Source organism: Spirosoma aureum (assembly GCF_011604685.1).
GTDB lineage: Bacteria > Bacteroidota > Bacteroidia > Cytophagales > Spirosomataceae > Spirosoma > Spirosoma aureum.
Genome location: NZ_CP050063.1, coordinates 339,283 through 353,360 on the forward strand (window position 1 = coordinate 339,283; position 14,078 = coordinate 353,360).

13 protein-coding genes are annotated in these 14,078 nt (G+C 47.9%); 8 read left to right on the forward strand and 5 right to left on the reverse strand.

Features of this window, described 5'->3' with window-relative positions; translation table 11 throughout:
- Positions 1-126: 126 nt before the first annotated feature.
- From G8759_RS01415 to G8759_RS01425, 3 genes are all read right to left on the reverse strand, one after another.
- Complete coding sequence (locus G8759_RS01415; protein ID WP_167204527.1) at positions 127-1,269, reverse strand: Gfo/Idh/MocA family protein; 1,143 nt, start codon at positions 1,267-1,269, stop codon at positions 127-129.
- 79 nt (positions 1,270-1,348) lie between these two features.
- Positions 1,349-1,834 (reverse strand): NUDIX domain-containing protein, encoded by a 486-nt coding sequence (locus tag G8759_RS01420; protein WP_167204529.1) that lies wholly within the window; start codon positions 1,832-1,834, stop codon positions 1,349-1,351.
- Positions 1,835-1,875: 41 nt separating this feature from the next.
- Positions 1,876-2,643, reverse strand: coding sequence for an NUDIX hydrolase (locus G8759_RS01425; RefSeq protein WP_167204531.1), 768 nt, complete (start codon positions 2,641-2,643; stop codon positions 1,876-1,878).
- Positions 2,644-2,786: 143 nt separating this feature from the next.
- Here G8759_RS01425 and G8759_RS01430 point away from each other — a divergent pair, with 143 nt between their 5' ends.
- The 7 genes from G8759_RS01430 to G8759_RS01460 all read left to right on the forward strand — a co-directional run bounded on the left by G8759_RS01430 (position 2,787) and on the right by G8759_RS01460 (position 10,734).
- On the forward strand, positions 2,787-4,481 hold the full coding sequence (locus tag G8759_RS01430; protein ID WP_167204533.1) for a carboxylesterase family protein: 1,695 nt from the start codon (positions 2,787-2,789) through the stop codon (positions 4,479-4,481).
- A gap of 113 nt (positions 4,482-4,594) precedes the next feature.
- Positions 4,595-5,101, forward strand: a complete 507-nt coding sequence (locus G8759_RS01435) for a (2Fe-2S)-binding protein (RefSeq protein WP_162385814.1) — start codon at positions 4,595-4,597, stop codon at positions 5,099-5,101.
- Complete coding sequence (locus tag G8759_RS01440; protein ID WP_167204536.1) at positions 5,098-7,317, forward strand: xanthine dehydrogenase family protein molybdopterin-binding subunit; 2,220 nt, start codon at positions 5,098-5,100, stop codon at positions 7,315-7,317. The genes G8759_RS01435 and G8759_RS01440 overlap by 4 nt, the downstream gene beginning before the upstream one ends.
- A 118-nt stretch (positions 7,318-7,435) precedes the next feature.
- On the forward strand, positions 7,436-8,605 hold the full coding sequence (locus G8759_RS01445) for an XdhC family protein (RefSeq protein WP_167204538.1): 1,170 nt from the start codon (positions 7,436-7,438) through the stop codon (positions 8,603-8,605).
- 215 nt (positions 8,606-8,820) lie between these two features.
- Complete coding sequence (gene ruvX / locus G8759_RS01450; protein WP_167204540.1) at positions 8,821-9,234, forward strand: Holliday junction resolvase RuvX; 414 nt, start codon at positions 8,821-8,823, stop codon at positions 9,232-9,234.
- Between the two features lie 70 nt (positions 9,235-9,304).
- Positions 9,305-9,877 (forward strand): peptide deformylase, encoded by a 573-nt coding sequence (gene def / locus G8759_RS01455; protein ID WP_162385818.1) that lies wholly within the window; start codon positions 9,305-9,307, stop codon positions 9,875-9,877.
- Between the two features lie 71 nt (positions 9,878-9,948).
- Positions 9,949-10,734: an amidohydrolase gene (locus tag G8759_RS01460; protein ID WP_167204543.1), complete on the forward strand. Its 786-nt coding sequence runs from the start codon at positions 9,949-9,951 to the stop codon at positions 10,732-10,734.
- On the opposite strand, the gene G8759_RS01465 is transcribed toward G8759_RS01460, so the two are convergent.
- On the reverse strand, positions 10,718-11,425 hold the full coding sequence (locus G8759_RS01465; RefSeq protein ID WP_167204545.1) for an HAD family hydrolase: 708 nt from the start codon (positions 11,423-11,425) through the stop codon (positions 10,718-10,720). The genes G8759_RS01460 and G8759_RS01465 overlap by 17 nt on opposite strands.
- Before the next feature lie 210 nt (positions 11,426-11,635).
- Here G8759_RS01465 and G8759_RS01470 point away from each other — a divergent pair, with 210 nt between their 5' ends.
- Positions 11,636-13,153 (forward strand): DUF4301 family protein, encoded by a 1,518-nt coding sequence (locus tag G8759_RS01470; RefSeq protein WP_167204547.1) that lies wholly within the window; start codon positions 11,636-11,638, stop codon positions 13,151-13,153.
- A gap of 87 nt (positions 13,154-13,240) precedes the next feature.
- Here G8759_RS01470 and G8759_RS01475 read toward each other — a convergent pair whose 3' ends face one another.
- Positions 13,241-13,735 (reverse strand): RrF2 family transcriptional regulator, encoded by a 495-nt coding sequence (locus G8759_RS01475; protein ID WP_167204549.1) that lies wholly within the window; start codon positions 13,733-13,735, stop codon positions 13,241-13,243.
- Between the last annotated feature and the right edge of the window lie 343 nt (positions 13,736-14,078).

Genomic DNA, 14,078 nt, shown 5'->3' on the forward strand with positions numbered 1-14,078 from the left:
GCGAAGGGATTAGTAAGACTCCGCAAATGTCGCAAAAAATCAGGGAGTTCGCATGCTATGTGCCGTTCAGTTGGCCATATTTTTAAATTTTTTTATAAATATGCAAACGTGTGCACAGGAATGCGATTACTGCCGGGCTAACTGATCGGCATCAGCGGCTGTTTGCAGCGATTGTAATCCATTTTCCTCCCGGATGATCCGGTGTTTATCCGGGTAGTGAATAGCGCCAGCCTGATCCCGAAACATGAGCCGGAGCAATTCACTGTAGAGGTGCTGCTTTTCAGTCTCAAAACCGAATCGTATCTCGATTTGCTGATAAGCCTCAAATTCTTTGTGACGTCCGCGTAAAGGCTGATCCTTACCGCCAATGTTGGCAGTCACGTTTAGCTGGGCACCCGGGAAAAGGTCCATCAGGGCACGGGTTGTTTCTTCATCGGCAACACATCGTAAAACCATCCGGGTAGGTACCCATTCAAAAAGGGTAACGTCACCGCGTTCAAAAAGCAACCGCATTTCCTGGCGATCCATCCGGCCGGTTTGTGTGAAACCATGATAAAAATTGACCAGCTTTCGGCCCGTAACATCATCGCCATACTCAACAGTTGCCTGCACCTGATCCTCAATATCATTGCTATCTGGCCGCTTCACTATCTGGGCGGCTTTAACTGTTCCTTCACCAAGCCAGCCTGCGAACATATCGAAGAAGTGAACCCCGTGTTCAATGAAAATACCTCCGCTTTTACTACGATCCCAGAACCAGTGTTCGGGCGAGAGCCCTTCATCGCCAGCGTAGTTTTCAAAATAGCCGTGCAGAAATTCACCGAGCAGTTTTTTATCGATCAGGTGTTTGATTCGGGCAAACATGGGGTTGTACCGCTGCATCAGGTTCGTAACCATCAGCAAGCCCTTTTGCCGGGCGGTCTCGATCATCTCCCGGCCTTGTTCGGGATTCATTGCCAGTGGCTTTTCGCAGATAACGTGTTTACCGGCATTCAGCGCCAGCATGGCCTGCTCATAGTGCAGAAAGGGCGGTGTAGCGATGTAGACGACATCGACATCCGGATGATTGACTAACTCCTCAAGACTGGCTAATTGCTCAGCACCGAAGCGTTTGGCCGTCCGAATAGCTTCTTCGCGTTTCGACCCGGCAATAGCTACCAGTCTAGTGTGTGGTGTCTGTACAAATTGCTGAACGGCAAACAGGCCAAAACCACCCATTCCAATGACTCCGATCCCGATTTCGCGTTCTTTTGGCGCGGTTGTTTCCATAGTATTGCGAGTTGTATCCATAGAGACAACCGCTGGAACAGCCTTTATGTTGGCATAAAACTGGATTGCTGAATAATGATCACCTGTTGGCCAACCATTCTTTTACGGCTTTTCCTGTACCAAAAGGCCAAGGTTGAAGCTCGCTGATGGATACGATTTTATAGGCCTGTAACTCATCTTCATCCATCCTGATTTCGCCCGTTGCCCGAACGTGGTACGTTATAATGAGTTCATTTCGCTGATGAAATGTATAAATTCCTACCCGGTCAATCACCTGCCCGTCCAATTCTAACTCTTCTTTCAACTCCCTCAGTATGGCTTCATCGGGTTCTTCATCTTTTTCGAGAAATCCCGTTACCAGTCCGAACCATTCGGCAGGCCAGCCTTTATTCTGAATAAGGATAACGGTATCATTATCATATTCAACAATAGCGCCAACAACAGGCAGTGGATTGTTCCAGTGTACGTAACCACAAGGTTTGGAGCAGATAAGGCGTTCTCGCCCGCCAGCCATTCCCGAAACTAAGGGGCTGGCACACTGAGGGCAATAATTCATTTGAGCCATGATGAGGAGATCAGGTATCCGGAGGCTTATTAAGTAGCCGGCTAAACAAAGCTCAAATTACCACTGATAAGGGCTTTCTGGTAATTTTCCCGATCAAACTGGTATAGATAGGGCGATTTATGCGCTTTACCGGTTCGGCGTTCATCTAATCGGGTTAGTATATGTAGCCCCATGATTTTTTTGTGAAAATTTCGGGCATCCAGCAATCTTCCCAGTACAGCTTCATAGAGCCGTTGCAATTCAGGAATCGTAAATTTTTCTGGCATCAGGTTCAGGCCAATTGGCTGCCAGCTAAGCTGTAGCCGAAGCGTTTGCAATGCTACTTCCACAATATGCTGGTGATCATAGAGCAGGGAAGGCAAATCGCTTACTTCCCACCAACGGCATTCATCCGTCATAAAATCAGCCGTTGGCATCACCTTTGTCTGATCGACCACTGCATAATAACCAATTGATAGTGTACGCTCGGGCCATCCACCACTCTCAAAAGGCATTGGCATTTTCTGCCTTTGCCAGGTATCCTCCCGGTTATATCGGACAGCATCACCAAACAGATGAAATTGTTGTAAAAACAACTGATCTAAACCGGTCCGCTCACGTAACACTCGTTCGGCCGCCACATCGACGGATTCTGTTTTATAAATGAAGCCGCCGGGCAAACACCATTCCTGAGTGTTTTTCCATCGTAAGAGCAGCACTTTCAGGCGTGTATCATGAAAACCAAAGATTACGCAGTCGAGCGATACACCCTGTACGCATTCATCGGACACCATTTTATAAAAGGCATTCAGCTGTTCAGAATAGGTCATGTAAAAATATAAATTTCCCTTTATGTTATTATGACATAATAAGACAATCATGTATAATTACCTGTAATTTCTGGTTTAATCAATAGAAATCAGCTATTCTCCTTGTACCCTTTGCAATTGTTTTCTCCTAAATCGCCTTCCTAATGCCATTCATTCGGTCTTTGACAATGCTCTCGCTGGCAGCTACATTGGCTTTACCACGAACGTCCTACAGCCAAAAACTGCCCGCTGGCCCTCAGGTAGTAACCTTCTTTTCGGATGTTGATGATACTGAACAGCCTTATGGATTATATGTCCCCAAGAATTATAACCCCAGGAAAAAATACCCGCTTGTTATCATGCTCCACGGTGCAGGCTCGAATCATCGGCTGTCGCTCCGGCGCGTATTTGGCAAGAGTAACGCACAGGGCGAAACCGATATCGAAGCCACCCGCTATTTCCCGGAATGGGCCGACGTGAATTATATTGTTGCCTCCCCTTTTGCGCGTGGCACCGCTGGCTATCAGGGAATTCCCGAAAAAGATGTTTATGACGTCGTAGCGGATGTCAAAAAACGCTTTAACATCGATGAAGACCGCACCTACCTAACTGGCCTGTCGATGGGCGGGGGCGGTACGCTCTGGATTGGGCTAAGTCGTCCTGATATTTGGGCGGCTATTGCGCCGGTTTGCCCGGCCCCTCCCAGAGGCACCGACGACCTGGCAGCGAATGCAACCAATTTCCCGGTGCATCTATTTCAGGGGGATGCCGATCCGGCGGTGAAACCAGAAGGCACCCGGCAATGGGTGAAACGTTTCCAGGATTTAGGCGTCAACGTAACCTATAAAGAATATCCCGGCGTTAAACACGACAGTTGGGTACAGGCCTATGAGAACGAGTTTATCTTCGGCTGGTTCAATCAGTTTAAGCGGAACCGTTTTCCTGAGCGAGTACGCTTTACGACCCGGCAATACAAATATCCATCAGCTTATTGGGTTCGAATTGACCAGCTAACACCTGGTATGCTAGCCAATGTCGACGCAAAATTTTCTGGAGCCAACCACATCGATATCACGACGACAAATCTGGGGGCATTAACACTTAAGCTGACAGGGCATCCTAGCTTCAAAGCGAAACGGCCAGTCGATGTCGTTATTGATGGTAAAGCTATAAGTGCTCAGGTAAGTGACTCGCTTACCCTCGTCAAACGTGAAGGAGGCTGGGAAGCGGGTATTTACCAACCCACGCCTACAGCTAAACACGCAGGGGCAGAAGGGCCTATCAGTGCCGCAATTGCCGGTCGGCATCTGTATGTTTATGGCACAGCCGATAACCCATCGGCCGATGTACTGAAAACACGACAGGAAATTGCGACTCAGGCGGCCAACTGGGCTACCTATCGAGGGGAGTTTCTAGGGCGTATTATGGTATTTCCGCATGTTGTGGCCGATAAAGATGTTCGGCCAAGCGATCTGGAAAGTTCAAATCTGATTCTATTTGGCACCAAAGAAACCAACAAGCTGGTGAACCAATACAGCGATCGATTGCCCATGCAGCTATCGTCAGCGGCCAGTGATTACGGCTTATTTTACATCTTCCCGATGAATAATCACTATGTAGCCATCAGTTCCGGACAACCGTGGTGGGCAGGCACTGAAACCCCAAATTATTTCACCAATCGGGCTCTTGATGCAATCAATGGCTTCAAAGACTTCGTTTTGTTTAAAGAATCCAGTAAAACGCCGATTGTATCCGGCTATTTTGATCATTCATGGCATGTGCCCGATGCCGAGGCCAAAGCACTCACCGAAACTGGCGTTGTAACGGTAAATGCTGGCCCCATCGTATCAACTAAGTAATTAAGAAGCAAGGTGGTTCTTCGGGCTTAATTGCTTAACTTTCGTTGCGTTTTTTTGCCCGTCAGCGCAACATAGCGGGCAGAAATCGCTCTTTATCCTATTCTGTTTAGGTTATGTCTTCTGTAAAATTGACCATCAATAATCAGCCCCATACTCTGGATGTCGATGCCGACATGCCCCTGTTATGGGCCATCCGCGATGTGGTCGGGTTAACCGGCACTAAATTCGGCTGCGGTATAGCGCAGTGTGGTGCCTGTACCGTTCATCTGGATGGTAGCCCCACTCGCTCCTGTAGTTTACCCGTTTCGGCAGCGGTAGGTCATAAGATAACAACCATCGAAGGCATCTCTAAAAATGGCGACCATCCTATTCAGAAAGCCTGGATTGAGCATCAGGTACCACAGTGCGGCTATTGTCAGTCAGGACAGATCATGTCGGCGGTTGCCTTGTTGAAACATACGCCCAAACCCACCGACGACGATATCGACGCGGCTATGCAGGGTAACATTTGCCGTTGTGGTACCTATAATCGCATCAGGCAGGCTATTCACACCGCTTCTGCCGATATGGCGTCGGCCCCGAAAGTACCTAAGTCAACTCCTAAAATCGGCAAACGATGAGCGCGAAACCAACTCAAACAGCCATTGACCGCCGGGGCTTTCTGAAAGCAGTCGGTTTGACGGGTACGGCCTTTGCCTTAGGGCTCTCATCAACTGAAGCCACTGCAGGTCCTGTATTGAATCTTAGCGCCCGGCCAGGATTGGCCCAGCCTGGAGTAACCCTGCTTGAATCGGTCGAACTGACTCCGTTTATCATTATCGAAAAATCGGGGCGAATTACGTTCATGAATCCCCGACCCGAAATTGGTCAGGGAACATTCCAGTCGGTTCCAGCGCTCATTGCCGAAGAACTGGAAGTTTCGCTGGATAAGGTTGTGATCAAACAAACTGGTGGCGAAAGCAAATTCGGTGGTTTATGGTCGCAGGCAGTGGGTGGTAGCGGTTCCATCCGGGGCGGCTATACGCAGATGCGTAAAGTAGGGGCCTCGGCCCGCGAAATGCTTATTAAAGCCGCTAGTCAGCAATGGAATGTACCGATCGAGGAATGCTACGCGGAAGACGCGAAAATCATCCATCGACCATCGGGCAAAAAAACGTCGTATGGCGAATTGGCGGAAATAGCGTCAAAACTCGACGTTCCGAAAACACCGGCGTTAAAAGATCCAAAGGATTTTAAAATTCTGGGCAAATCGGCACCGCGCCCTGATACACCTCTCAAAGTTACGGGACAGGCACAGTTTGGTATCGATGCTAAAACGCCGGGAATGGTATATGCATCGATCGAACGTTGCCCGGTGCTTGGCAGCAAACTGGTTAGCTTTGATGCCACTCAGGCATTGAAAGTCAAAGGCGTGCAGCAAGCCGTGAAGGTGGAAAGGGTCGTTGGCAAAAACCGATATGAAGGCGTAGCTGTTATTGCCACAAATTACTGGGCTGCCTTAAAAGGAAGAAAAGCACTTAAAGTTAAGTGGGATCATCAAGGACACGACACATTCAATTCAACTGATTTTGACAATTCGCTCCGTGAACTAGCCAAAACCGATGGTGTTGTCGGCCATAGTCTGGGCGACTTCGATAAAGCCTACTCCGAGGCTCCGGTTAAGCTGGAAGCACTCTATGAAACACCCATTGTCAGTCATTCGACAATGGAGCCAATGAATGCTCTGGCCCATTATCAGCCCGGCGACAAGGTTGAGCTATGGGTTTCATCGCAGGGTGGTGACCTGGTTATCGACGAAGTTGCCAGGGTGCTTAAGGTGCCCGCCAGTAACGTAAAAGTGCACGTGCTGTTCAATGGCGGAGGCTTTGGCCGGCGGCTAACCCAGGACTTTGCCAGCGAAGCAGCTTTGCTTTCCAAAACAATTGGGAAGCCGGTTAAGGTCGTTTGGACGCGTGAAGATGATACAACGCTCGGTCCTTTTCGCCCGATGACCTATTCGGCTTTGCGCGGAGCATTGTCGAGTGATGGGCAGGCGGTGGCTCTTCAACATAAGGTCATTTCGCCCTCCATTGATGCAACGATGGGCGAAACGGGCAAATATGATAAAGCCAAGCCCGATGGCACCATGCTTGAAGGTACGAACGAGCAGAAATACGAGATTCCGAATGTGAACACACGTTATGTGCATGCTGAGGTTCACATTCCGCTCACCTACTGGCGTTCGGTGACGAGTTCGACGCTGGCCTTCTCGCACGAGTGTTTTCTGGACGAAATGGCTCATAAAGCAGGCCAGGACCCGATAGCGTTCCGGCTGGCCATGTTAACGAAAGAATCAGACACCAAGCGGGTATTGACCAAACTAAAAGAATTCTCGGGCTGGGATAAACCGCTGCCCGCCGGAAAAGGTCGGGGAGTGGCACAATGGGAGTTCTTTGCCGGTTTAGCGGGTCAGGTGGTCGAAGTTTCCAAAACAGAAAATGGTGGCGTAAAAGTCGACAAAGTCTATTGTGTCATTGACCTTGGTACGGTTGTTAATCCAGACACGGTCAAAGCGCAGGTTGAAGGCGCTATTGCCATGGCCCTAACAGCTGCGACTAAAGATGGAATTACATTTGAACAAGGTCGTGCAGTTCAGGCTAATTTCGACAAAAACCGGATGCTTCGAATTAACGAGATGCCTGAAGTCGAAGTGCTTATTTTAGCCGAAGGAGGACCCAAGATCAAAGGTGTTGGTGAGCCCGGATTACCGCCTTTGGCTCCGGCTTTAGCCAACGCAGTTTTTGCCGCTACAGGCAAACGCATCCGACGACTACCCTTTGATTTAGCGAAAGTATAAACAGCGGCCACGGTTTATGGTTTAAACTATTTGATTGGGCTGTTCAGCACGGAACGGCTCCTGAACGAGTTTATAGGACCGAATCCCGAAAACCACGAGGCCGTATATCGATTATAGCATGAAAGAAATAGCCCGCATCGTTGAGGTTTTTGAGCAAATTGACTTCTCACAGCGCAAGGTAGCTCTGGCAACTGTGGTGTGGGTTGAAGGCTCGTCGTATCGTCGGCCAGGAGCACGGATGCTCATCACTGATGATGGCCGCTGGGAAGGGGCCATCAGCGGTGGCTGCCTGGAAGGCGATGCACTCCGAAAAGCCCGGCAGGTCATGCTCGATGGCGTACCGATCGTTGTTACATACGACACAATGGACGATGGAGCCAATAGCTTCGGCGTAGGATTAGGCTGCAACGGTATCATTGACATTCTGATCGAACCAATTGATCCGGCCGATCCAAAGAATCCTGTGGCCTTATTACATGAGTTTATCCAGAAACGGGATGTACGTGTATTGGCTACGATTCTGAAAAGCGACGAGGCAACAGGTTTTATTCCGGGCAATCGGTTTGTTCTGACCGATCAATCAGCAAGTCTTTTGCCCGACTGGTTGCAGGATGACATGCAGCTTACGTTCAAAACCGGCAAGCCACTCACGCAGACCTATTTTGTCGAATCAGGAAGTGCCGAGGTGTTTATTGAGCGAATTGATCCTGGTATTGAGTTAGTTATTTTCGGAGCTGGGTATGATGTCATTCCGGTGGCCAAACTTGCCCGTGATCTTGGCTGGCAGGTTACCGTTACCGACGATTGCATTGCGCATTTGTCGCCAAAGCGTTTTCCGATCGCGACCTGCGTTCTTTATGCCGACCGTCAGGCCGTTCTTGATCAGATCACCATTACGAGCCGAACAGCAGCCGTCCTGATGTCCCATAATTTCAATTACGACCGAGCTGTTTTACAGGCTTTGTTGGCGACCGATGTGCCCTATATTGGTATTTTAGGGCCACGCAAACGATTTGATAAAATGCAGGCTGAATTTGAGAAAGATGGTTTGAATTTCTCAGAAGTAGCTCTCAATAGGGTCCATGCGCCTATCGGCCTCGATCTGGGCGCAGAGACTCCCGATGAGATTGCCTTGTCAATTATGGCCGAAATAAAGGCCTTTTTCACGAAAGGCTCGGGCGGTTTCCTTAAAGATAAATCTGGACCAATTCATGAGCGCCTAACCAACATCCAGACAAGTGCCAGCCAACCGACAACGTTTGCCAACTCTACAATTGAATCCGTTTAAGACTGGTTTATAAACTTCTCAAAGCTACCCTCAGACGATAGCGTCGGGCCGGATTCAGGAATCCAACCCGACGCTATCGTCTGAGGGTATTTGTTTATTCTACCTCGTATTTCGGTCTCCAAAGCAGCTATCAATCGATTCGGGGCAGACCGTAATTCCGTTTACACCACAAAAAGACGCCAAACTGTTCTCAATGTTATACCTTTGTATCTGATATGGCACGACTCCTGGCAATCGATTATGGCGCAAAACGAACCGGCATTGCCGTAACCGATCCGTTGCAAATCATTGCTTCGGCGCTGGAAACGGTACCCTCTCATGAGCTGTTAAAATACCTCAGAGCGTATGTTCAACGAGAACCCGTAGACGCTTTTGTTGTTGGGCTACCTAAACGATTAGACGGAACCGATACGGATAATACACCCCGTGTCCGCAAGTTCGTCACGCATTTGCAGAACGCTTTGCCCGAGATTCCGGTTTATTGGCATGATGAACGCTTTACATCCGCCATGGCCCTGCAAGCCATGATTGCCAGCGGAAGCAGTAAAAAAGATCGACGCGAGAAGGGCAACATCGACAAAGTCAGTGCGGCTATCATTCTCCAATCATATATGGAAAGCAAAAAATAGTATCGAGTATATAGTTTTCTGCCTTCAGTTGTTGAGCAGAAATTACGTACTGGATACTGGAAACTGAATTATGATTCTCCCAATAATTGCCTACGGCGACCCAGTGCTGCGAAAAAGGGCTAAGAACATTGAGCCCGGTAGCCTTGACGTCAAGACGTTGAGTGAAAATATGTTCGAAACCATGTATGCGGCCTCGGGTGTCGGATTGGCGGCACCACAGATTGGCCAGAGCATTCGCATGTTTGTAGTGGATGGTGAACCGTTGAACGAAGACGAGCCAGAGGAAGACATCGATCAAAGTCTGGTTGGTTTCAAGAAAGTCTTTATCAATCCCGAAATCATTGAAGAGGCTGGTGATGACTGGGGTTTTGAGGAAGGTTGCCTGAGCATTCCCGGCATTCGGGGCGAAGTCTTCCGGCCAGAGATCATTGTAATCCGTTATTTCGACACCGACTGGAACGAGCACGAAGAAGAGTATGAAGGCATGGCCGCTCGTATTATTCAACACGAATACGATCACCTGGAAGGAAAACTCTTTACGGACTATTTACCTACGTTGCGCCGTCAGCTTATCAAGAAAAAGCTGGCCGACATTACCAAAGGCAAGACAGACGCAGAGTATCGAATGAAGTTTCCCAAGTAATGAGGACTGTAGAATGAATAAGTAATAGTTCATGTCATTCTGCATTGTTCATTCCATATTATTCATCTCCTGTGCACATCACCCTCCTCCAACCTAATTTGTACTGGCATGATCCTGTGGCTAATCGGGCTATGCTGGAGGAGCGTATTTTTTCTCTGCCAGAATCGACGGATCTCATCGTTCTGCCCGAAATGTTCACCACTGGCTTTACGATGGATGCACGTGCTGTAGCGGAGCCAATGAACCTCACCACCTTTCGGTGGCTGAAGCAGATGGCGGCCCAAACCGGGGCCGTTGTTACGGGGAGTTATGTCATTCAGGAAAAGGGTAATTATTTCAATCGGCTCATCTGGATGCAACCCGATGGACAGTTTGATACCTATGACAAACGCCATCTCTTCCGTATGGCGGGCGAAGATGGTGTTTACACCGCCGGAACCCGGCGAATTATCAAAGAATGGAAAGGCTGGCGAATTTGTCCGCTTATCTGCTATGACCTTCGTTTCCCGGTCTGGAGCCGCAATCGTAGCCTGGTATCGACCGATTTTGACTACGATCTGTTACTCTACGTTGCCAACTGGCCAGCTCCCCGGCGTAATGCCTGGAATACACTCCTCCAGGCACGGGCGATCGAAAATCTAAGTTATGTGATTGGCGTCAATCGGGTTGGTAACGACGGCAATCAGCATCCCTACTCCGGCGACTCGGCTGTTATTGATTTTAAAGGTGACGTTCTATTCCGGCAGGCAGACACAGAAATCAGTCATCAGCAGCATTTATCATTAGATGACCTGCGCGCCTTTCGCGAAAAGTTTCCGGCCAATCTGGATGCCGATGATTTTACGCTATCTCTCTAGTTTTAGCTTTCTCTAATAAACCTACAAGTTCGCGGGCGTTGTCGACCGTTGTAAAGGATTTCCCTTCCAGATGCTCCTCTCCTACCCGTTCATGCTCCCACGTAATGGCATAGGGGATGTGTATCGCTCGTGCACCAATATGCACCACAGGAAGTATATCTGATTTCAGTGAATTACCGATCATGATAAACTCGCTGGGTTGAAGATTGTATTTTTTGAGTATTCCCAGATAGGCCTGCTCGTTCTTTTCGCTGACAATTTCGACGTGCTTAAAATAATGTCCTAAGCCGGAGCGGGCAATTTTACTCTCCTGATCGAACAGATCCCCTTTTGTCAACACCATTAAATCGAACTGTTGGGAAAGCGTTTCCAGCACTTCATGAATCCCGTCGAACACTTCAATTGGAAATTCCACTAACTCTCTTCCAACGTCAATGATTTGCTGAATTTCTGATCCGGTAATGGCTCCGTTGGTCAACTCAATGGCAGTCTCAATCATGGAAAGAATAAAGCTCTTGGCTCCATAACCAAACACCCGAAGGTTACGCATTTGTGCGTCATAAAACCGCTGCGACAGTGTTGTTTGATCAATATGATGCGACAGCAGTTCGCATAGTTTTTCCTTAACATTGACATAGTTGGGCTCATTTACCCAAAGTGTGTCGTCCGCATCGAAAGCTATCAGTTTCATAGTTGTAGCATAAGTTTGGGAACAAAGGTAACTGGCTAATTAAAAAAATGTCTCTTTACTAAATTTCCGATTTGATAACTGACCTCAATTTCAGGTTTACTTAATTGGCCAATTACTAAATTGGCAGACTTCCTTAAAATTTGATTTGCGTCACATTGTCGAAATAGCCAATTTGCCGCCCGTTCCTAACGCTATTATTTCCATTACCTTATGCAATTTTCCAAGCAAGATCACGACCAGATTCTGGCGCAGGGCGTTACCCCTGAGCAGATCGACAAGCAGATACAGTACTTTGTAAATGGTTTTCCCTACCTCAACGTCATCAAAGCGGCTACAATAGGCGATGGCATTGTACGGATTAATGAAGATCAGTTGCCGGATTACATTCATCGTTTCGATGCTGCGGCTCACGAACGCGATCTGGTTAAATTCGTACCCGCTTCCGGAGCCGCTACGCGTATGTTCAAGTCGCTGTTTGCAGCACTTGATGGGAAATCCGATAAATCAACGGATGAAGTATTTGCCCGATTGACCGACTTCGCCTTTTATGAAGATCTGAAAGCGGCCATGGCTGCCAAAGGTCAGGATCTGGATAAAGCCGTGGCCGCCAATGAACGGCAAACAGTGTTGCGATTTCTACTGACGGAAGAAGGGCTGGAATACGGCAGTCTGCCCAAAGGTCTATTGAAATTTCACCGCTATATGGATGGCCCACGGACTCCCGTTGAAGAGCATCTCGTTGAAGGAGCCGCATATGCGAATTCGGATGGGCTGGTTAAGATACACTTTACGGTTTCGCCCGAACACCGCGACCGTTTTGAGAAACTGATCGAAGAACAAAAAGCGGACTATGAAGCCTGGCTTGGGGTAACGTTCGATATTAGCTTTTCGGAGCAGAAAAAATCGACGGACACCATCTCCGTCAATCCTGACAATTCACCGTTCCGTAATGCCGATGGTTCACTGCTTTTCCGGCCAGCGGGTCATGGTGCCTTGATTGAGAATCTTAACGACATTGATGCCGATATCGTTTTCATTAAGAATATCGACAATGTTGTTCCGGATGATATTAAAGAACAGACGATTACCTATAAGAAAGTATTGGCTGCTGTCCTTCTCGACGCCCAGCAACAGATTGCCCGTTTGCAGGGTCTATTGGAAAGCCAGTCCAGCGATGTGAGCGAAGGCTATCTGGCCGAAGCCGACGAACTGTTCCGCCGGACGTTATTCACACTCCCGCCCGATGGCTTCGACAGTCTCTCGAAAGAGGGAAAACTGGCTTACTTCCGGAAGAAATTAGATCGTCCGGTACGGGTTTGCGGTATGGTCAAGAATGTAGGTGAACCCGGTGGAGGACCTTTCTGGGCCAAAAACCAGGATGGTTCCGTATCCCTGCAAGTGGTAGAATCAGCTCAAATCGATTTGGCCGATGGTGATCAGAAAGCCATCTTCGACGAAGCAACGCATTTTAATCCAGTAGATTTAATTTGCGGCCTGAAAGACCATCATGGCCGGAAGTATGATCTGACAAATTATCGCGATCCTCTCACCGGATTTATTACGGCGAAATCGAAAGATGGGAAAGACCTCAAAGCTCAGGAGTTGCCCGGCCTTTGGAACGGTGCAATGGCCGACTGGAATACTATTTTTGTGGAGGTCCCGTTGATAACGTTCAACCCGGTCAAAACGGTAAACGATCTGCTCCGTAAAGAACACCAGCCGAGCTAAAGGTATTAAAACTTATCGGGTTATATATGGATAAAGAGGCCAGATCTTTACCCTTATATAACCCGACGGTTTTATAGAACAATAATATTAAGCAGAGATCCGGTTACCCGACACTTCAGCGAGCTCACCATTTTCTGCGCCAATGGAAATTTCTTTTGTTGGATTTGACTCTGTTTTCTGGAACGTCAGCAACGTTGTATTTTCATAAACGTCCAGGTTTGCATCCCGAACCCGTTCCATAATTGGCTTTAGCGCACAAGTTACTTCATCGTTACAATCATCGCATTTCACGTAGAAATTAAATGATACACAAGGCGTTGGCGCAATCGGTCCATCAATAACCCGCAAGACCTGGGCCAGATTAACCCGGCTTGGATCAATACGCAATAGATACCCTCCTCCTTTGCCTTTCTGACTCTGAAGAATTCCATGGTTACGGAGTTCAAGCAGGATAGCTTCCAGAAATTTCTTAGGTATATTCTCTTTAGCAGAAACATAGGAGATCAGCACAGGGCCTTTCCCATACTCTTCGGTTAAAACCTTAAGGGCTTTAATAGCGTACTTAGCTTTTTTTGAAATCATCTGTTACGGTGACTTTAGGGTTTGACAATGTTACCTGGATAACTGTATGACCTTTACTAGATTAATACAACTTGGTAAGCGCTAAAGGTTTGGCGTTTTCAGTGCTCGATACCAAAATTGCGTCAATCTACTTTACCATCAACTATCCTGTAGGTGATCAACTGATTACTCAATCGCTTAACTACTCTGTCTCAGAGTTCAATAGGATTAATTGGCTGTTAGACGAGTATTGAGTTTCCAAGTAACACAATAAATGGCTTATTTATATACTATCTATCCTATTTTGATGGATAATAGTAAGTAATTCATGCAAACGTACGAACTTTTGGGTATGTTATACAAT